Origin of the sequence: Streptomyces celluloflavus (assembly GCA_000720995.1) — a bacterium.
GTDB classification, from domain to species: Bacteria; Actinomycetota; Actinomycetes; order Streptomycetales; family Streptomycetaceae; genus Streptomyces; species Streptomyces celluloflavus.
Genome location: JOEL01000004.1, coordinates 48702 through 68703, shown reverse-complemented (window position 1 = coordinate 68703; position 20002 = coordinate 48702). Strand labels below are relative to the sequence as shown.

16 protein-coding genes and 1 riboswitch are annotated in these 20002 nt (G+C 74.7%); of the genes, 7 read left to right on the top strand and 9 right to left on the bottom strand.

All coding sequences use genetic code 11. The features are described 5' to 3' along the window. Positions 1-603 precede the first annotated feature (603 nt). Positions 604-1440 (top strand): helix-turn-helix domain-containing protein, encoded by an 837-nt coding sequence (locus IH09_RS05425; RefSeq protein WP_052854556.1) that lies wholly within the window; start codon positions 604-606, stop codon positions 1438-1440. Then, positions 1437-1643 (top strand): DUF397 domain-containing protein, encoded by a 207-nt coding sequence (locus tag IH09_RS05420; RefSeq protein WP_052854555.1) that lies wholly within the window; start codon positions 1437-1439, stop codon positions 1641-1643. Before IH09_RS05425 ends, IH09_RS05420 begins: the two co-directional genes overlap by 4 nt. A gap of 114 nt (positions 1644-1757) precedes the next feature. Here IH09_RS05420 and cobC read toward each other — a convergent pair whose 3' ends face one another. Next, on the bottom strand, positions 1758-3398 hold the full coding sequence (cobC, locus tag IH09_RS05415; RefSeq protein WP_110952080.1) for an Rv2231c family pyridoxal phosphate-dependent protein CobC: 1641 nt from the start codon (positions 3396-3398) through the stop codon (positions 1758-1760). A gap of 195 nt (positions 3399-3593) precedes the next feature. Between cobC and IH09_RS05410 the strand changes: the two genes are divergently transcribed. Further along, a complete protein-coding gene (locus IH09_RS05410) occupies positions 3594-4319 on the top strand; it encodes a ZIP family metal transporter (protein WP_052854554.1) in 726 nt (241 codons plus the stop codon). Positions 4320-4399: 80 nt separating this feature from the next. Here the strand turns inward: IH09_RS05410 and IH09_RS05405 are convergent, their stop codons facing one another. Genes IH09_RS05405 through IH09_RS05385 form a run of 5 tightly spaced genes read right to left on the bottom strand, consistent with a single transcriptional unit; the run spans position 4400 to position 11482 of the window. After that, positions 4400-5836, bottom strand: a complete 1437-nt coding sequence (locus tag IH09_RS05405; protein ID WP_052854553.1) for a cobyrinate a,c-diamide synthase — start codon at positions 5834-5836, stop codon at positions 4400-4402. 7 nt (positions 5837-5843) lie between these two features. Further along, positions 5844-6440 (bottom strand): cob(I)yrinic acid a,c-diamide adenosyltransferase, encoded by a 597-nt coding sequence (gene cobO, locus IH09_RS05400; protein WP_052854552.1) that lies wholly within the window; start codon positions 6438-6440, stop codon positions 5844-5846. Beyond that, positions 6440-8638, bottom strand: coding sequence for a putative cobaltochelatase (locus IH09_RS05395; protein ID WP_110952079.1), 2199 nt, complete (start codon positions 8636-8638; stop codon positions 6440-6442). The genes cobO and IH09_RS05395 overlap by 1 nt, the downstream gene beginning before the upstream one ends. Next, positions 8638-10431, bottom strand: a complete 1794-nt coding sequence (locus tag IH09_RS05390) for a cobyric acid synthase (RefSeq protein ID WP_318279392.1) — start codon at positions 10429-10431, stop codon at positions 8638-8640. Before IH09_RS05390 ends, IH09_RS05395 begins: the two co-directional genes overlap by 1 nt. 10 nt (positions 10432-10441) lie before the next feature. Continuing rightward, entirely contained in the window at positions 10442-11482 is a 1041-nt protein-coding gene (locus tag IH09_RS05385) for a cobalamin biosynthesis protein (RefSeq protein WP_052854551.1), read from the bottom strand. 130 nt (positions 11483-11612) lie between these two features. Continuing rightward, positions 11613-11766, bottom strand: a riboswitch (cobalamin riboswitch). Positions 11767-11971: 205 nt separating this feature from the next. On the opposite strand from IH09_RS05385, the gene IH09_RS05380 reads away from it, so the two are divergent. The 3 genes from IH09_RS05380 to IH09_RS05370 are packed head-to-tail and all read left to right on the top strand — an operon-like array spanning position 11972 to position 16520. Next, positions 11972-12424 carry a hypothetical protein gene (locus IH09_RS05380; protein ID WP_052854550.1) on the top strand — a complete coding sequence of 151 codons (453 nt, stop codon included), beginning with the start codon at positions 11972-11974 and terminating at the stop codon, positions 12422-12424. A 5-nt stretch (positions 12425-12429) separates the two neighbouring features. Beyond that, complete coding sequence (locus tag IH09_RS05375) at positions 12430-15105, top strand: vWA domain-containing protein (protein ID WP_052854549.1); 2676 nt, start codon at positions 12430-12432, stop codon at positions 15103-15105. Beyond that, positions 15102-16520, top strand: coding sequence for an extracellular solute-binding protein (locus tag IH09_RS05370; RefSeq protein ID WP_052854548.1), 1419 nt, complete (start codon positions 15102-15104; stop codon positions 16518-16520). Before IH09_RS05375 ends, IH09_RS05370 begins: the two co-directional genes overlap by 4 nt. 63 nt (positions 16521-16583) lie before the next feature. Here the strand turns inward: IH09_RS05370 and IH09_RS05365 are convergent, their stop codons facing one another. The 3 genes from IH09_RS05365 to IH09_RS05355 form a co-directional block, all read right to left on the bottom strand. Beyond that, positions 16584-16820 (bottom strand): hypothetical protein, encoded by a 237-nt coding sequence (locus IH09_RS05365; RefSeq protein WP_052854547.1) that lies wholly within the window; start codon positions 16818-16820, stop codon positions 16584-16586. Between the two features lie 25 nt (positions 16821-16845). Next, positions 16846-18102 (bottom strand): inorganic phosphate transporter, encoded by a 1257-nt coding sequence (locus IH09_RS05360; protein WP_052854546.1) that lies wholly within the window; start codon positions 18100-18102, stop codon positions 16846-16848. A 139-nt stretch (positions 18103-18241) separates the two neighbouring features. Next, positions 18242-18985, bottom strand: coding sequence for a lysozyme (locus IH09_RS05355; RefSeq protein WP_052854545.1), 744 nt, complete (start codon positions 18983-18985; stop codon positions 18242-18244). Positions 18986-19260: 275 nt separating this feature from the next. Here IH09_RS05355 and IH09_RS05350 point away from each other — a divergent pair, with 275 nt between their 5' ends. Continuing rightward, a complete protein-coding gene (locus IH09_RS05350) occupies positions 19261-19947 on the top strand; it encodes a class II aldolase/adducin family protein (protein ID WP_052854544.1) in 687 nt (228 codons plus the stop codon). Positions 19948-20002: the final 55 nt, after the last annotated feature.

The window sequence follows — 20002 nt, the reverse complement described above, 5'->3', positions numbered from 1 at the left end:
CGAAGGGATCGGCGGGAGGCTCGGGCGGTTCCGTGGTGGGCCCGTGTGCCGTCACAGCTTTCGCCCCAGGGGGCCGAGGCGGCGCCGGCTCTCGCAGTCCGCACGGACGCGCTCGCGCAGCTCGGCAAGGGCCGGGCTGTCGCGGTCAACCGCCCGATTCGGCGGTTCGCCGTAGCTCTCGGCGTCGCGGGTGTCACCTCGTGTCCACGCTGCGGCCCGGTCCCGAAGGGCTGCGTAGCAGATGCGGCAGCCGTCCACGGGGGCAGGCTCAACGCCCGAGGCGCGCACTGGCGGGGACTCGCGCTCATTCATCGGTCAGCAGCCTTCGTAGTCCGGCCTCAACACCCTTGAGTACGCCTCTGGTTGGTGTGGCGTAACCGGTACGAGGTACCCACTCCGGGGCCAGTCGCCAGAACCCGCCGGCATCGATCAACGCCCTCAACTGATCGTCCTCGGAGTCGAGTTGAGGTTCAGGGGGAGTGCGCCTCCGTGGCAAGATCTGCTCCTCTCCGTAGCGACACCGTTACCGGGGCGACTCAGAGTGGCCTACAGTCGGGGCCTATTCAACGTTTCAGAAAGGGCCGATACGTTGGGGATGATCCGTTGAACCGCAACGAGTTGAACCCGGACCGAAGCCCGCAGGCAGCCTTCGGGGTGCACCTGCGTAACTCGCGAGAGGCGCGCGGCTGGAAGCAAGCGGACTTGGCGACCCGGATGTCGTATTCCAGTTCGCATATTTCGTCGGTCGAAAACGGTAACAAGCATCCAACTTTGCGCTTCTCGCGCAGTGCCGATCAAGTCTTCGGCCTGGTCGGCACCGCAGACTCGTTCGAGCGGCGGTACCGCGAGATCCGGCACGGCAGCCTGTTGGAAGGCTTCCCGGAGTACGTGGGGTACGAGGGCCGGGCCATTGAGATCCGGGTGTACGACATCGGGATCATTCCGGGGCTGTTGCAGACGCCGGAGTACGCGCAGGTGCTGACGGAAAGCGCAGTGCAGCGGCGCACCATCACGCCCGAACAGGCCACTGAGCGTCTGTCGGTCCTGGCGGAGCGGCAAGCGGCACTGGAGCGAGAACTTCCCCCCACGGTGCTGGTGGTGATGGATGAAAGCTGCATCCGGCGATGGGTCGGCGGAACCGCCGTCATGGGCGCGCAGCTGGCGCGACTGGTCGAGCTCGCCGAGCAGCCGAACATCGTGCTTCAGGTCGCTCCGTTCGACATAGGGGAACGCCGAACGTTCAACCTGCCGGTCAACCTGCTCACCATGGCTGACCTCGCCATGGTCGCGTACGCGGAGTCCCAGGCCCAGGGGTATCTCGACCGCGAACGCGCGACCGTGCTCCCCATGTTGGCGGCCTACCATCAACTACAGGCCGAAGCGCTGTCCCAGGCGCAAACCGTGGCCATGGTCAACCAGCTACGAAAGGGCACACCGTGACGACCGGAACACTCCGTTGGGTCAAATCCTCGTACAGCGACAACGGCGGCACCTGCGTCGAGTGGTCACCGGCCACCGCCGCCGCAACAGGCGCCGTCCCCGTCCGTGACTCCAAGGATCCGCACGGCCCCGCGCTCGCGATCGCCCCGGCCGCCTGGTCCGCGTTCGTGGGCAGCGTCAAGGCGGGCGAACTGTCCGCGTAGCCGCCACTCGTCCCCTCCGGCTTCCCGGCGGAGGGGACGAGAGGGGCCCCGTCGTCCCCGCCCCGAAGGGCCGGGCTCCAGCAAGGCTGCGCGGCACCGCGGTCGGTGCGGTCCTCAGTCGGCCGGACCACCGCCCCGCCCGCTGCCGGACACCTCGGCCGCCCCGCCCGCCAGCACCCCCGCCAGCGCCGCCACGAAACGGTCCGTCGTGGTCCGGTCCCGTACCGCGAGGCGGAGCCAGTCGGGGCCCAGGCCGGGGAAGGTGTCGCCGCGGCGTACCGCGAAGCCGCGGGTGCGCAGCTCCTCCCGTACCGCTGTCGCGTGCGCCAGCCGGATCAGTACGAACGGGCCCTCGGCCGCCGGTACGGCGTGGATCCCCGTGAACTCGGCCAGCCGGGACAGCAGATGGGCCCGGTCCGCGGCGATCTGCCCGGCCGCCGAGGCTGCCTCCGCGAGCGCCGCGGGCGTGCAGCACGCCTCGGCCGCGGCCAGTGCGGGCGAGGAGACCGGCCACAGCGGCTGGGCCCGCGTCAGCTCGGCGACCGTACCGGGCGCGGCCAGCACATAGCCGATCCGCAGGCCCGCCAGGCCCCAGGTCTTGGTGAGGCTGCGGAGCACGATCAGCCCCGGCAGATCGGTGCGGCCGGCCAGCGAGGCCCGTTCGCCGGGTACCGCGTCCATGAACGCCTCGTCCACCACCAGCGTCCGGCCGGGCCGCGCCAGCTGGGCCAGGGCGGTGGCGGGGTGGAGGACGGAGGTGGGGTTGGTCGGATTGCCGACGATCACCAGATCCGCGTCCTCGGGCACCGCCGCCGGGTCCAGCCGGAAGCCGTCCCGTTCGTCGAGCAGCACCCGTTCCACGGTGTGCCCGGCGTCCCGCAGCGCCGCCTCCGGCTCGGTGAACTGCGGATGCACCACCACCGGGCGGCGGGCCGGCACGGCGCGCGCGATCAGCACGAACGCCTCCGCGGCCCCCGAGGTCAGCAGCACCCGGTCGACCGGCAGACCGTGCCGGTCCGCGACCGCCCGGCGCGCGGTCCGGCCGTCCGGATAGGCGGCGAGCCCGTCCAGCGAGGCGGCGATCACGGACTTCAGCCAGGCCGGGGGAGTGCCGGTGCGGACATTGACCGCCAGATCCGTGAGATCCGTCGGCGCGCCGTCGGCGCCGCGCACCTCCGCGTCACCGTGATGCCGCAGGTCGGGTTCGTGGGGGAGGCCGGTAGCGGCCGGGATGCTGTCGGTAGCGGGGGCTGGGAAGATCGTCCCGGTGCCGCCGGTGCCGCCGGTGCCGCCGGTGCCGCCGGTGCCCGCCGCCGCGAGGGCGCAGGTCGCCCGTGCGGCCCGGCCGGGCGGTGCCGACTTCCGTTTGCCGACGAGCAGTTCGGCGCCCGGACCGGCGGCCAGCAGCGCCGCCGCCTCGGCGACGCTCGGCGTGCCGACGGCGGCCCGCGCGGCGTCGGACGGCGCGGGTACCGGCACCGCGGCCAGTGCCTCGGCCGGGTAGGACCGCAACGGCACGCCCAGCCGCCGGGCCGCCCCGACCAGCCCCGGCTCGGCGGCCCTGGCCGCCACCGTCGCCAGCGCGGTCACCGCGCGGGACGCGTACCCGGCCCGCGCGAGCGTGGCCGCCACCAGGTCCAGCACCTCCGCCACCGGTACGCCGCGGCTCGCCCCGACACCGGCGACCAGCGACGGCGGCGGGGCGGTGGCGTCGGCGGTGGCCGGCGGCGGGCCGGCGGCGGGCTCTGCGGTCATCGGACGGGTCCTTTCGGCGGCGGGACGGGGCGGGGCGGCGGCGGTACGGGCGAGGGGCGCGGGCCCGGGACGGCCGGGGGCCGGACATGCGGGAGCGGCGGCGGGTCAGTAAGCAGGTGACACGGGCCGGTACGCGGGCGACCGGGGAGACCGGGGCCCGCGGACGGGACGGGTCCCCGGGAAAGGGGTGAGACCGTGCCGGTGGCCATCGCGCTGGGCGCGTTGGTGATGACGCTGTTCGGCGGCTGGGTCGCCCACCACGTCACCGACCGCCGGCACCTCATCCTGGGCCTGGCGGGCGGGCTGATGCTGGGCGTCGTCGGCCTCGATCTGCTGCCCGAGGCGCTGCACGCCGCGGGCGAGGAGGTCTTCGGCGTCCCGGTCGCACTGCTCTGCTTCGTGTCCGGCTTCCTCGCCGCGCACGCCCTGGAACGGCTGCTCGCGGTCCGCAAGGCCGCCCACGGTATGGACCCGCACGAGAGAGTCCCGCAGGTCGGGCTCACGGCGGCGGTCGCGATGATCGTGCACAGCGTCATGGACGGGTTCGCGATCGGCGTGGCCTACCAGGTCGGCGAGCAGATGGCGGTCGCCGTGGCGGTCGCCGTGATCGCGCACGACTTCGCGGACGGCTTCAACACGTACACCATCACCAGCCTCTACGGGAACGCCCGTCGCAAGGCACTGCTGATGCTGGGCGCGGACGCGGTGGCCCCGGTGGTGGGCGCGGCGTCCACCCTGCTGTTCACCCTTCCGGAGCACTGGCTCGGCATCTATCTGGGTTTCTTCGGCGGCGTCCTGCTCTACCTGGCGACCTCCGACATCCTCCCGGAGGCGCACCACGAACACCCCGCGCTGACCACCCTGGCCTGCACGATCGCGGGCGCGGGCTTCATCTGGCTGGTGGTCGCCGTCGCGAGCTGACCGGGCGGGCGGCCGGGCGGACCGGGCCGCGCGGGTCCGCGCCGGCGCCGCCGCGGACCCGGCGCCCTCGGGCGTCCGCCTCATCGCCCGCCGCCCACGGCCTCCGCCCGCGCGCCGCGCGCCGCGCTCGCGACCAGCCGGCGGGCCAGCGAGGGCTCGGCGGCCCAGTGCACATGCAGATACGAGGCGTGCACCCCGCCGCTGACGTAGCCCTCCACCCGGCGCTGCGGGTACGTCAGCCCCCACGCGGGGGACGGGCCCGCGCCCGGCTCCAGGACCGTGCGGTGGAACTCGTGGCCGCGCACCCGCGTCCCGGCCGCCGCCAGCACGTTGTCGGCCGTCGCCACCGCCTCCCGGTAGCCGAGGGTGAGCCGCTCGGTCATCCGGGCGTCGGCGGGCAGTACCCCGCACATCGGCTTCCCGTCGATCGACCGGGAGAGATAGAGCAGCCCGGCGCACTCGGCGGTGACCGGCGCCCCGGTGGCGGCCAGTTCGGCCACCGCCGCCCGCAGCGGCGCGTTCGCCGACAGTTCCGGCGCGTACACCTCGGGGAAGCCGCCGCCGATCACCAGCCCCCGGGTCCCGGCGGGCAGCCGTTCGTCCCGGAGCGGGTCGAAGGGCACCACCTCGGCGCCCGCGGCGGTCAGCAGTTCGGCGTGCTCCGCGTACGAGAAGGTGAACGCGGCGCCGCCCGCCACGGCGATCAGCGGCTTACCGGCACCCGCGGGGCCGGTGCTCCCGTCCGCCGCGCCCGACTCGTCCGCAGACGCGCCCGCCGCTTCCGCCGCCGGGTCCCACGCCTGTTCCGTCAGCTCCGGCACCGCGCGCGCCAGCGCCAGCAGCGCGTCGAGATCGCAGCCCGCGCGCACCCGCGCCGCCAGTGCGCGGACCGACTCCAGCGCCTCGGACCGCCGCTCGGCGACCGGCACCAGGCCCAGGTGCCGGGACGGCGTACGGGCCTGCTCGCCGCGGCGCAGCGCGCCCAGCACCGGCACCCCGGAGGAGTCCATCGCGTCCCGCAGCAGCTCCTCGTGGCGGTCCGAGCCGACCTTGTTGAGAATCACCCCGGCCAGCCGCACCTGCGGGTCCCAGGAGGCGAAGCCGTGCACCAGCGCGGCCACCGACCGGGACTGCGAGGACGCGTCCACGACCAGTACCACCGGCGCCCGCAGCAGCTTGGCGACCTGGGCGGTGGACGACAGCTCGCCCTGCCCCGAGGCGCCGTCGAACAGCCCCATCACGCCCTCGACGACCGCGAGATCCGCGCCCGCCGCACCGTGCAGGAAGAGCGGGGCGATCCGCCCGGGACCGCACAGATAGGCGTCCAGATTGCGGCCGGGGCGGCCGGTGGCCAGTGCGTGGTAGCCCGGGTCGATGTAGTCGGGCCCCACCTTGTGCGGCGACACCGACAGCCCGGCCTCGGCGAACGCCGCCATCAGACCGGTGGCCACCGTCGTCTTGCCCGCACCCGAGGAGGGCGCGGCGATCACCAGCCGGGGGATCGTGGTACCGCTCACGCCGTGCTCACCATTCGATGCCCCGCTGGCCCTTCTGACCGGCGTCCATCGGGTGCTTGACCTTGGACATGTCCGTCACCAGGTCCGCGAAGTCCAGCAGCGGCTGCGGGGCGTTGCGGCCGGTGATCACCACATGCTGCGTCCCGGGACGGTCGCGCAGCACCGACACCACCTCCTCGGGGTCCACCCAGCCCCAGTGCAGCGGATACGCGAACTCGTCCAGCACCAGCAGCTTGTACGTCTCCGCGGCGAGATCCCGCTTGACCTGCTCCCAGCCCTCGCGCGCCGCCTCCTCGCTGGAGGCGATGTCGCGCTGCACCCACGACCAGCCCTCGCCCATCTTGTGCCAGGCGACGCTGCCGCCCTCGCCGGTGGCGCCGAGCACCGTCAGCGCCCGCTCCTCACCGACCTTCCACTTCGCCGACTTCACGAACTGGAACACCCCGATCGGCCAGCCCTGGTTCCAGGCCCGCAGCGCCAGCCCGAAGGCGGCCGTGGACTTGCCCTTGCCGACGCCGGTGTGGACGAGGACCAGCGGCCGGTTGCGGCGCTGGCGGGTGGTGAGCCCGTCGTTCGGTACGACGGACGGCTGTCCCTGTGGCATTACGCGACCTTCCGAGAGCGTGGGGTGTGGCGGGAAGTCTGTGCGGACCGGCCGTCGGTCTCCGGCCGCGCGTGCTGCGCGCCGCGCCCGGCGCCGGTGCCCCGGACGTCCCGGACGAGGGCCGAGACGCTGTCCGCGCGCAGCTCGTCGAGGGCGACGGCGGTGCCCCGCAGATCGCGGGCCAGCTCGGCCGCGAGCCCCAGCCGGACCGGTCCCGACTCGCAGTCGACGACCACCGAGGCGACACCCTCGGACGCCAGCAGCCGGGCCGCCCGGGAGGCGCGCGCCAGCGGTCCGTCCGCCGTGCCCGCGCCCCGGCCGGTCGCCCGGCCGTCCGTCACGACGACCAGCAGCGGCCGCCGCGAGGCATCTCGCAGCCGTTCCACCCTCAGTACCTCATGGGCCTTCAGCAGCCCCGCCGACAGCGGCGTGCGGCCGCCCGTCGGCAGTGTGGCGAGCCGCGCCGCGCCCGCCTCGACCGACGACGTCGGGGGCAGCGCGAGTTCGGCGTCCCGCCCGCGGAAGGTGATCATGCCGATCTTGTCGCGCCGCTGATAGGCGTCCAGCAGCAGCGAGAGCACCGCGCCCTTGACCGCGCTCATCCGCTGCCGCGCCGCCATCGAACCGGACGCGTCCACGACGAAGAGGACGAGATTGCCCTCCCGCCCCTCGCGTACCGCCTCGCGCAGATCGTCGCGGCGCAGCACCAGCCCGGGGCCGCCGCGTCCGCGCGCCCGCTGATGCGGCGCCGCGGCTCGCACCGTCGCCGCCAGATGCAGTTTGCCCAGGGCCCCGCGGGGCCGCCGGGACCCGGTCGTCCGGCCGTGCGCGGTACGGGCCCGCGACCGGCGGCCGTCCGCGCCCTCGCCCAGGCCCGGCACGTCCAGCCGCCGGGTCGTGAACGGGTCGGCCGCCGCGACGGCCGCCTGCTCGCCACCGCCGCCGGCGACGGGCTGCCCGGCCGGCTCCTGCGCGGGGTCCGGGGCGCCGTCCGCGTCCGCCGGGCTTGTCGGCTCCGGGAGCTGCGGCGACTGCTGCTCGGGACCGGCCGGCGGCGCCTGGTCCTGCGGGCCCGGTCCGCCCTCGTCCCGCGGCGGCTGCCCGCCGGGTCCGTCCGGGCCGCCGTCCGGGCCCTCGGGGCCGCCGTCCGGACCGTCCGGCTCCGGGTCGTCGTCCCCGTCCGCGCCGTCCGACTCCGCCAGGATCTCGTCGAGCCGGTCCTCGTCCAGGCCGGGCGCGTCGAAGGGGTTGCGGCGCCGCCGGTGCGGCAGCGCCAGCAGCGCCGCCTGCCGCACGTCCTCGGTGAGCACCTCGGTACGCCCCGCCCAGGCGGCCAGCGCCGTCGCGGTGCGCGCCATCACGATGTCCGCGCGCATCCCGTCCACCTCGAACGCCGCGCAGGTCGCGGCGATCTGCCGCAGCGCCGCGTCCCCGAGCACCACGCCCGGCAGCAGCTCCCGGGCCGCCGCGATGCGCCCGCGCAAGTCCGTCTCCTCGGCCGCCCAGCGGGCCGTGAAGCCCGCCGGATCGGCGTCGTGGGCCAGCCGCCGCCGGACGACCTGCACCCGCTCGTCCGGTTCCCGGGAGGCCGCGACCTCGACCGTCAGCCCGAACCGGTCGAGCAACTGCGGCCGCAGCTCGCCCTCTTCGGGGTTCATCGTCCCGACGAGGAGGAAGCGCGCGGCGTGCCGTACGGAGACGCCCTCGCGCTCCACGTACGAGGCGCCCATGGCGGCGGCGTCCAGCAGGACGTCGACCAGATGGTCGTGGAGGAGATTGACCTCGTCGACGTAGAGGATGCCGCGGTGCGCGTCCGCGAGCAGCCCCGGCTCGAAGGCTTTCACGCCCTCGGCCAGCGCCCGTTCGATGTCCAGCGCGCCCACCAGCCGGTCCTCGGAGGCGCCGACCGGCAGTTCGACCATCCGCGTCGGCCGGTCCTCGGCGGCGCCCGCCTCATGGGGCCCGTCGGGGCAGGCCGGGTCGGGGGCGGCGGGGTCGCAGGCGAACCGGCAGCCGCTGACCACGGCGACATCGGGCATCAGGGTCGCGAGGCCGCGCACCATCGTCGATTTCGCGGTGCCCTTCTCCCCGCGGACGAGCACCCCGCCGATGGCCGGCGAGATCGCGTTGAGCAGCAGGCCCAGCCGCATATCGGCCATGCCGACAACCGCGGTGAACGGATAAGGGACCGACGCCATTAACGGATACCCCCTTCAAGGGAATTGCTGTGATCGGACGGTTCGCCGGCGGTGGCCGGTGCGACGGTGTCGCCGTGCGCCTCGTGCTCGCGCGGTGGTACCGGGGACGGCGGAGAGCTTGTGTCCGGCACCGGCTCCGCGGTGGCCGGACCGGCGAAGCGGGGCGCCCCCGGCGGGACGAACGGCAGCCCGGCCGGCACCCCCTCCTCGATCAGCCGCAGCAGCGCAGCCGTGTCCGCGTGCTCCTCGATCAGGTCGCCGAGGCGGTCCAGCTGCTCCTCGCGCAGGGCGCCGAAACTGGTGTCGGGGGCCGGTACGAAGGCCCGGCCGGCGTCCGCCGCGACCCGGCGCAGGAAGGCCCGCCGGAAGGCGTCGCTCTCCAGCGAACCGTGCCAGTGCGTGCCCCACACCGAGCCGACCCGGCAGCCGTCCAGCGCGCGCCCCTGACCGTCGGAGAGGAACGTCTCCCCGCCGTGCACCTCGGCCACCCCGTGGTGGATCTCGTACCCGGCCACGGGCTCGCCCAGCGCCCGGCCGGACGGCCGCGCCAGGGTCTTCTCGGCCGCGAAGCGCACCCGGACGGGCAGCAGTCCCAGGCCGGGGACCGCACCGGCCCGCGACTCGACCTCGTCGTCGATGTACTCGCCGAGCAGCTGGTAGCCGCCGCAGATGCCCAGCACCGGGCGGCCCTCGGCGGCCCGCCGGGCGAGCGCGTCCGCGAGCCCGCGCTCACGCAGCCACGCCAGTGCCCGGACGGTGCCGCGGGTGCCCGGCACCACCACCAGATCCGCGTCGGCCAGCTCCTCGGCCCGGTCCACGAACCGCACCACCACGCCCGGTTCGGCGGCCAGCGCGTCCACGTCGGTGAAGTTCGACATCAGCGGCACCGCCGCGACCGCGACGCGCAGTACGTCCGCGCCGTGCGGCGGCGCCACCACGCTCTCGCGCAGCGCGCCGCGCAGCGACACCCTCCCCCAGCCTCCGGCCGGGGGGACCCCCAGCCCGTCCTCCTCGTCGATGCCGAGACCGTGCGCGAACGGCAGCACCCCGAACGTCGGCCGCCCGGTGACGCCCCGCAGCATCTCCAGCCCCGGCGTCAGCAGCGACACATCGCCCCGGAACTTGTTGACGAGATAGCCCGCGATCAGCTCCTGGTCCTCCCGGGACAGCAGCGCCGTGGTGCCGAAGAAGGACGCGAACACCCCGCCGCGGTCGATGTCCCCGACCACGACGACCGGCAGCCGGCCGGCCCGTGCGATCCCCATGTTCACGATGTCGGTACGGCGCAGATTGATCTCGGCGGGGCTGCCGGCGCCCTCGCAGATCACCGCGTCGTGGGTGCGCCGCAGCTCCGCCAGGCAGTCGGTCACCGTGCCCAGCAGCTCCTCGCGGCGGCCCCCGTACAGCGCCGAACCGGCTGATGCGGGGCCGCCCCCGGTGTGGCCGAAGTACCCCTTGGCGCTCAGCTCGCCGACCGGCTTGCCCAGCAGCACGACCTGGCTGCTGCGGTCGCCGCCCGGTTTGAGCAGCACCGGGTTCATCAGCGCGGACGGCTCGACCCGGGCCGCCGCGGCCTGCATCGCCTGGGCCCGCCCGATCTCCGCGCCCTCGCGCGTCACGAACGAGTTCAGCGACATGTTCTGCGCCTTGAACGGCGCCACGCGCACACCCTGCCGCACCAGCCAGCGGCAGATACCCGCCGTGACCACGCTCTTGCCCGCGTCGGATGTCGTGCCGGCCACCAGCAGGCCGCCGCCGACGGTCCCGCCGGACGCCTTGAACCGCCCGTTCACCGGGACCTCCTCATCTGCCGGGCCGCCGGCCCGTCGTCATCATCCTGCTGCCCGCCGTACGCCGCGCCGCCGCCGAACGGGCCGCGCCGACCGCGAACCGGCCCGCGACCGTCACCGCCAGCGCCAGTACGTTCACCCGGCGGGAGAGCCGGACCGCCCGCTCGATATCGGGCACCTCGGCCTGCCGCGCCCCGCCGTTGAGCACCGCCCGGTGCTCGACCCGCCCGCCGTAGGTCAGCGTGCCGCCCAGCCGCACCCCCAGCGCACCCGCGAACGACGCCTCCACCGGGCCCGCGTTGGGGCTCGGGTGCGCGCCGCCGTCGGCCCGCCAGGCCCGCAGCGCACCGCGCCGGTCGGGGCCCGCGAGCACCGTCAGCGCCGCGGTCAGCCGGGCGCCCGGCCACCCCGCCACATCGTCGAGCCGGGCCGCGGCCCAGCCGAACCGCCGGTAGCGCGGCGACTTGTGGCCGACCATCGCGTCCAAAGTGTTCACCGCCCGGAACGCCACCAGGCCCGGTACGCCGCCCAGCGCGCCCCACACCAGGGCGCCCACCACCGCGTCCGAGGTGTTCTCCGCGACCGACTCCACCACCGCGCGCGCCATCTGCGGCCCGTCCAGCGCCTGCGGATCGCGGCCGCACAGATGCGGCAGCCGCTCCCGCGCCGCGGTCAGGTCGCCGGCCGCCAGCGCACCGCCGACGGCCCGCGCCTCCCGGCCCAGCGAGGTGCCGCCCAGGACCGCCCAGACGGCCGCCGCGGTGAGCGCGGTTGCCGCGGCCGTACGCGCGGGGCGAGAAGAAGGGAGGGCAGCGGCCGCGGGACCGCGTACCGCGCGCTGGAGGAGGGCGGCGCCGGCGGCCGCGCCGCCCGCGCACAGCACCGTATGGACCGCGCCGTACCCCCGGTGGTCGCGCCAGAGCCCGCGCTCGGCGGCGGCCGCGGCCCGGCCGAACGCGGCCACCGGATGGCCGCGCCGGGGGTCCGCCGCGATCAGGTCGCCGAGAAAGCCGAGGGCCGCGCCGCACGCGTAGGTGACGTGTTGGCCGCGCATCGGATCAGACCGCCGTCACGCCTCGAAGGGAGCGTGCCACGGCACGGAACGGGGGGCTCGAACGGGGGCCGGGCATGGCGGTATGTCCTCACTCAGGGTCCGCGCCCTGGTTCGACGTGACGGCGACCAGAGTCTCCTGGCTCCCGGATCGACGCTTCCCCCGGCCTTCCAGCCCGTGCCGCACGCGACCTGACGGACGTACGCGCGGCGGGCCGTGACCTTCTGCGGAGGAACGCTCCCCGGTGACAGTGGCGGGACCGCGCCGGATTCGCACCGGACTTCCTCTGCTGTCGCCGAATGGCTCCGGCAGTCCACCACGCCCCGGCATTACCGTCAACTCACCCTTGACCTGCGACGCTGCCCGCCGGCCGGCGCTGTGGCGCAGGCCACAGGGCGCCCGGCGGGGCATCGGACGGTTGCCCTGGACCTGATCCCGCGTCACTATCTGGTGCACGGTGGGCGACGACGCCGCCGGAAGGGGGCCGGGGGATGCCGGAGAGCGCCGGGCGCGAAGAGATCCGCCTCAGGATCCGGGGTACGGACAATCCGCAGCAGGACCTGGCGGACCTCACGGCGTGGCTGGAGCGCGAGCCCTGGCTGCGGCGCCGACAGCATCTGTGGGAGACCCGGCCGCCGCACGAAACGGAAGCTGACGACGGGGCCGGCGACGGCCCCCGGGACATGGCCGTGGGCGTCGACGACCTCATCCTGGTCGTCGTCGGCGCGGTCGCCGGGGAAATCACCAAGAGCCTGACCTTCGCCCTCCGGGAGTGGCTGCGGCGCCGCCGGGAAGAACGCGCCGCCGGTGAGGAGCCCGCCCTCTCCGTCGGCGATGACGGCGGCCTGCGGCCCGTCGGCGACGCGGGACCGCACGGCGCGGCCCCCGGGCACCCCGATCCCGGCAGCCCGGCACACGAGGGCGGCAGCACCGGCGAGGACTGACCCCGATGTCCGAATACGACGCACGGGGCAAACCGAACCGGGCGCTGCTGATCTGTGTCGACACCTACGAGCAGCTGACCGATCTCCCCGCGGTGCGGGACAACGCCGAGGAACTCAAGCGCGTCCTGAGCGCCCCCGCCACCGACCTCTTCACCGGCGACGAGATCGTCATCTGCCGGCCCCGGGAGCCCTGGGAGGCGGAACAGGCGCTGGACGCCGTCACCGGCCAGGCGCGCGGTCTGCTGCTGGTGTACTTCTCCGGCCACGGCCGGGTCGGCCCGGACGGCGGCGACCTCCAGCTGATGGTCGGCGCCTCGGCGACCCGGCAGCGCCACAAGACCCTCTCCTGGCAGGACCTGGTGCTGTCCTACCTCGACCAGGCACGGGCCGACCGGATCGTGATCGTCCTGGAGTGCTGCTACGCCGGCAACGCCGACGAGGCATTCCACTCCCGCCGCAAGCCCATGTCGCTGCTGATGGCCGCGCAGCCCAACCGCCGCATCTTCAGCGGCGAGGAGGAAGCCGGCGGCACCCTCTTCACCGGCGCCGTGGTGCGGGTACTCGAACACGGCATCCCCGGCAAGCCGTTCGTCACCTTCGAGGACCTCGTCCGCACGCTGCGCGAACGGCTCGCGCCGGAGCGGACGCCGATGGGCGACGTCTGGGAGCCGCGTTCGGCGAAGCAGAACACCGACGACGACGTCATCCTCTCCTTCGCCACGCCCGAGGTCCGGCCCTCGACCCCGCTCCGCGTCCGCCTGCGCCGCTGGTGGAAGCTCCGCCCGCACCACCGGTTGCGCGTGCTGCTCGTCCTGCTGGCCGTCCTCGCGCCCCTCGCCGCCAGCCTGGCCGTGCTGCACGCCAGGAGCGCGCCACCGGACTGCCCGCCCGCCCTCGAACTGCGGCTGCTCACCGCCCCCGAGGCCGAACCCACCCTGCGCCGGGCGGCCTTCGCGTACGAGATGTCCGCGCTCAACACCCGCCCGCTGGACGGCGAGGACGACCTGCCCGACGGCTGCCGGCGTACCCAGCTCACCGTCTACTCCGCCGCCAAGGACCAGGTCGGCCAGGGCTTCGCCGCCGCCGACCGCTGGCAGGGCGAGGCCCACGGCGGCGCCGCGGACACCTCCGCCGCCAAGGGCACCGACCCGCTCCGCCGGCCGGGACCGCAGCCCGACCTGTGGATCCCCGAGTCCACCGCCGACTACCTGGCGGCCCGCCGCACCATGCCCGCCGCCGGATCCCCGGCGACCCTCACCGACACCGGCCCGGTCGCCTACTCCCCGCTGGTCGTCGGCATCCCCGAGAGCGCCCACCTCGACGACGTCGAACAGGTCGGCACCCCCTGGCGGGACCTGCTCACCGGCACCGACGGCACCCACGGCGACCGGCACGCGCTCAGGCTGCTGCGCCCCAGCCCCGTCCTGTCCGGCACCGGCCTGCTGCACACCATCGGCCTCTACCTCGCCGACGACGGCTCGCCGATAGGCCCGGCGGGCACCCCCGAACCCTCCGTCGCCCAGAGCGCCGAACGCCGGCTCTCCGCCCCCGGCAGCCAGTACGCGGGCAGCACCGAACTGCTCTGCTCGCTGCGCCCCGACGCGGACGGGGCCGACGCCAACCGGCGCGCCCGGTCGGCGCCGCTGGTCTCCGAGAAGTCCCTCGCCGACTTCAACCTCGGCCGCGCCACCGGCAGTTGCCCGGCCCTGGGCGGTGCGCTCGCCCCCGCCGACCGGTACGCCGCCTACTACCCCAAGAACGTCCCGGCCCTCGACCACCCCCTGATCCGGGTCGGCTGGCAGGGCGCCGCGGACGCCGCACCGCGCCGGGCCGCCGTCGATCGCTTCGGCCGGTGGCTCCGCGATCCGGCGGGCGGTCAGCGCACACTCGTCGCGGAGGGCTACCGCGGAGTGCCGGACGAGGACGGCGCGATGCCCCGCCCCGGGGCGGGGTCACCGCTGCTGAGCAGCCGCGCCGACGCCGACCTCGACGCCCCCGTGGTCCCCTTCACGGCCGGCGGGGACCAGGTGGCGCGGGTGCTGGCCGGTTACGACAAGGCCCAGAAGGCCAGCCAGGTGCTGATCCTGCTGGACGCCTCCACCTCCATGGCGGCCGGCGGCCGGCTCCCGGCCGCCGTCGCCGCGGCCGGCCGCGTCCTGGAGATGGTCGGCGTCCACCACACCTACGGCCTGTGGACCTTCCCGGACCCCGCGCACCCCGACGCCCCCGACGCGGTGCGCCGGGCCGTCCCTCTCGGCAGCGCCGACCCGGCCCCGGGCAAGGCCGAACTGGACCGGATCGCGAAGGGCGCCCTGGTCGGGCACGGCGCCGCGATGGAGGAGGCGCTGACCGTCGCGGTGGGCGAGCTGAAGCGGTCCGATGTGGCCAACAAGGCCGTCGTGCTGATCATCGACCAGGACGACGGCGCCCCGCGGCGGGCCGCGGACGTCGAGCGGAGCCTCGTCGCGCTCCTGAAGAAGGCACCCGCGGTGCCCGTCCTGACGCTGGTGCTGGGCAGGGCCACCTGCGACGCCTTCGTCTTCAAGGGGCTGGCCGACGCCTCCCGGGGCCGCTGTGTCCCCGCCGGGCCCGCCGCCCCCGATCTGCTGGCCGGACTGGTCGCCTCGGTCGGTTCGGCGGGCGGCGCGGCCGGCACCCCGGCGGCCGAGGGGGGCCGGTGAGCGCCCCGCGCACCGCGCTGCCGGCCGCGCTGGTGTGCCTGACGCTCGCGGTGGCGGTGGGCGGCTGTACGGCCGGCCCGCCGCCCGCCCCCGAGAAGGGTGCCATCGTCCTGGCCACCGGCAGCGACCTCAGCAGCTCCGGCGTCCGCCGGGACCTGATCCGCGACTGGGAGCGGCGTACCGGCCGGGCGGTCCGGATCGTCACCCTCCCGGACACCGCCGACGGCCAGCGCAGCCAGCTGCTGGCGGCCGGGCAGTCCGGCAACAGCGGCTATGACGTGCTGAACATCGATGTGGCCTGGACCGCGGAGTTCGCCGAGGCGGGCGTCATCCGCCCCTGGGGCACCGCCCTGGACGGCGACTTCCTCGGCAGTGTGGTCAAGACCGCCGAGCACGGCGGCAGGATCTGGGGCGTCCCCTTCAACACCGACGCCGGGCTGCTCTACTACCGCAAGGACATCCTGCACGACTACGGATACGACCAGCCGCCGTCCAACTGGGGCGAGTTGAAGAACATGGCCGCCCAGGTCGCGGCCGCCTACAACCGCAAGGCCGCCAAGGACAGCACGTCCGCCGAGGCCGGTAAGGACGGCAAGGCCGCCGAGGGCACGGCCTCCGGCGGCGCCGTGCCGAAGATGTACGGCATGGTCGCCCAACTGCGGCCCTACGAGGGGCTGACCGTCAACACCCTGGAGGCCGCGTGGGCCAACGGCGGCGACCCGGAGGCGACCAGCTTCACCAAGGGCGAGCAGGTCGGCGCGCTCCAGCAGGGCGTCGCCGACATCAAGGACCGGCTGGACTCGATCATGCCGCACGAGGCCACGGCCATGGACGAGACGGAGAGCCGCCGCTGGTTCGCCGACGGCCGCGCCCTGTTCATGCGCAACTGGCCGGTCGAGTACGCCTCGGTCGCCGGGAAGCTCAAGGCCGGCGTCCAGTTCGACGTCGCCGAGCTGCCGGGCCGGCCCACCGACGGCAAACGGATGTCCGTCCTCGGCGGCCAGAACCTCGCGATCTCCGCCGACAGCGCCCGCCCGGACGGCGCCCGTGCCCTGATCGAGGCGCTGACCGGTCCGGCCGCCGAACGCTGCCTGCTGGAGCGGGGGTTCGCCGCGACCCGCGACTCGGCGTACCGGGAGGCGGGGAAGGCGCCCGTCTGCCCGCTGGCACCGGCGGCCGCCGACCGCGGCGAGTCCGGTGCGGCGCGGCCGCCGGCCGACCGGGAGCCGCCCTACACCCGGACGCTGTACGCGGCGCTGCGGGCGGCCGAACCACGTCCGCGCAGCGCCCACTACCAGACCTTCAGCAAGGTCGTACAGGTCCGGGTCTCCGAGTACCTGGGCAGCCGGGGCGGTACGGCCATCGCGGACGCGCTGGCCAGAGAAGCGGACGAGGCGCTCAGCGGCCGCGGCTGATGCCGCCGGCCGCCGAACGCCTCGCCGGGGTACCGGATCCGGGGCGCGCCGGCCCCGGGCGGATCAGGTGGCGACGATCAGATAGATGCCGTACGCCACGGCCGCCGCGCACAGCGCGAAGGCGGCCACCGCAGCGGCCCGCGCGCCCGCGCCGGGTCCGTCGGCCACCGCCGTCCCGCCCTCCTGGCGCGGCCTGCGGGACGTACCGACGATGCCGACGGTGAACAGGCCCACGATGCCGACCGTCACCACGAGGCTGACGCCGAAGACCTGGCCGAGAGCTGCCCATTCGATGTTCATGGCTGACTTCCTTGACTGAGGGCCGCTAGTGGCCGGCGGTCGCGGCACCGGCGTGCGGGGCGGCCACCTGGACGGGCGGGCCGGCCTGCGCGACGACGGCCGCGGGGGCCACCGGACCTGCCGGGGGAGGGGAGACGGTCTGCAACGCGGTGGTGACGACGCCCGCCGGCTCGGCGGGAGCGACCTCGTTGACGTTGGTGTGGTCGACCGGCTTGCGCCGGGAGGCGGCCCAGATCGCACCGCAGACGGCGAGCGCCAGGACCGCGACCGTGGCCACGCCCCAGTCGCCCTGGTCGGCCAGGAACGCGGCGCCCGCCGCGACGAGACCGGCGGCCGGCAGCGTCAGGCACCAGGCGATGACCATCCGGCCGGCGGTGGACCAGCGCACCACGCCGCCCTTGCGGCCCAGGCCCGAGCCCATCACGGAACCGGAGCAGACCTGCGTCGTGGAGAGCGCGAAGCCGAGGTGGGAGGAGGCCAGGATGGTGGCCGCGGCGCCGGTCTGGGCGGCGAAGCCCTGCGGCGGCTGGATGTCGGTGATGCCCTTGCCCATCGTGCGGATGATCCGCCAGCCGCCCAGGTACGTGCCGAGCGCGATGGCGATACCCGCCGAGGCGATGACCCACAGCGGCGGGTCGGAGTGCGGGGCGATCACACCGCCGGTGATCAGCGCGAGCGTGATCACCCCCATCGTCTTCTGGGCGTCGTTGGTGCCGTGGGCGAGCGAGACCAGGGCGGCCGAGGCGATCTGGCCCGCCCGGTAGCCCTTGGCGGTGTCCGCCTCGTCGCGGTTGCGGGCCAGCCGGTAGGTGAGCCGGGTCGCGGCCATCGCGGCGAGGCCCGCGACGATCGGGGCGGCCACGGCCGGGATGAGGACCTTCATGACGACGGCGTCGCCGTGCACCCCGCCGGTGCCGACGGACACCAGGGTCGCGCCGATCAGACCGCCGAAGAGGGCGTGGGAGGAACTGGAGGGGAGGCCGGCGAGCCAGGTCAGCAGATTCCAGACGATGGCGCCGACCAGTCCGGCGAAGATCACTTCAGGACGGAGGCCGGCGGACTCGTCGATGATGCCGCCGGAGATGGTCTTGGCGACCTCCACGGAGAGGAACGCGCCGCCGAGATTGAGCACCGCCGACATCGCCACCGCAGTCTTGGGCCGCAGCGCCCCGGTGGAAATGGTGGTGGCCATCGCGTTGGCCGTGTCGTGGAAGCCGTTAGTGAAGTCGAACACCAAGGCCGTGACGATCACGATCCCGATGAGAAGCGTGATGTGTTCCATTCACCCAGGCAATCAGTTCGAGGGCAGTTGACGCTGGGGACCGTACGGAGGGTGGGTGAACGGAAAGTGAACTGGGGCGGGCGTAGTGGTGACGCCCCCGCAGTGTTCACGCGGAGGCGCCTCCTGCGTCACCTGGGCATCACCCGGTGGCGAACTTCATGAGCTCTGCGGACGACCCCTGCCAGCGGTCCTGATCGCCGGGCAGCGGACCGCTCGTGGCGTACTGCCACAGGCTCAGGGCCGACCATCCGGCGGGCAGCGGCCCCGGCGAGCCCTGCCGGCTCGCCAGCCAGAGCGGATGGGTCGCACCGAAGGACCGGTCGCCGCCGGTGCAGTCGTTCCACCAGTGCGTCGTGGTGTAGATCACGGGCCGCCGGCCGGTGGCGCGGTGCACCTCGTCGGAGAAGGCGCGGATCCAGTCGGTCATCGCGGTCCGGCCCAGCCCGTAGCAGGGCTTCCCCTTGTGGTAGGGGTCGGGCTCGATGTCCAGGGCGGGCGGCAGCGTCCGGCCGTCCGCCGTCCAGCGGCCGCCGTTGCGCAGGAAGTACCGGGCCTGCACGCCGCCGGTGGACGCGTTCGGCAGCGCGAAGTGGTAGGCGCCGCGCAGCAGACCGGCCTGCCGGGCGCCGTCGTACTGCCCGCGGAAGAGGGGGTTGCGGTAGGTGTGCGACTCGGTGGCCTTGACGTAGACGAACCGGGCGCCCTTCGCGCGGGCGGCCGGCCAGTCGATGTCCTTCTGGTACGCGGAGACGTCATGGCCCAGGGGCCGGCTGTCCGCGGCGGCGGGGCGCTGGGCGAAGGCGGCCCCGGTGAGCGCGGCTGCCACGAGGACGACGGCGGTGACGAGGGAGGCGGCTACGGCTGTCGGACGGGCATGGGCCATGGGGTCCCTCAGTGCTCGCGACGTGCATGACAACGCTGAGCGTAACCGGACCTGTACGCAGGGCAGTTGCTCTCCGGCCAATTACCGCCGGCGGGCCGGTATCCCTATATGGGGGATACCGGACGGGCGGCCCCGTGCCGTACCGTGCCCCGGCCCACCCCGTACGGTGTCGCGAACGCTTCCCTACTTGCTGTCGTCGCTGTCGTCGCTGTCGTTGCTGTCACCGCGGCCACTGCCGCCGCCGCAGCCACTGCCGCCACCGTGCCGGAGGACATATGAAGGACCAGCCGGAGCCCGTCCAGCAGCCGGACCGCACCGCCCGCGCCTGGGCCGATCTCGTCGCCACCGCCCGCCGCACGGTCACCGACGGCCTCGTCGTCGGGACCTCGGGCAATGTCTCGGTCCGCGTCGGCGACCTGGTCCTGGTCACCCCCAGCGGCGTTCCCTACGACCGGCTCGGCCCCGCCGACCTCACCGCCGTCGACCTCGAAGGACACCAGGTCACCGGCGATCTCCGGCCGACCAGCGAACTCCCCATGCACCTGGCCGTCTACCGCACCACCCCGGCCACCGCCGTTGTCCACACCCACGCCCCGTACGCCACCGCCGTCTCCACCCTCGTCCCCGAACTCCCCCCGGTCCACTACATGGCCGCCGACCTCGGCGGCCCGGTCCGGGTCGCGCCCTACGCCCTGTACGGCAGCGACGAGCTCGCCGCGCACCTGCTCGACGCGCTGCGCGACCGCACCGGCTGCCTGCTCCGCAACCACGGCACGGTGACCTACGGCGACAGCCTCGACCAGGCGCTGGACCGCACCGCCCAGCTCGAATGGATGTGCCGGGTCTGGCTCACCGCCGCCTCCGTCCCCGGCCACACGCCGCAGCTGCTGTCGGCCGCCCAGCTCGACGAGGCCGGGGCGCGGCTGCGCGGCTACGGCCAGCGGACGGACCGCCGGGACTGAACCGGACCGGCCCCGCGCTGTCCCCCCTGGGCCGTCGCCACCGCCGTGTCACCCG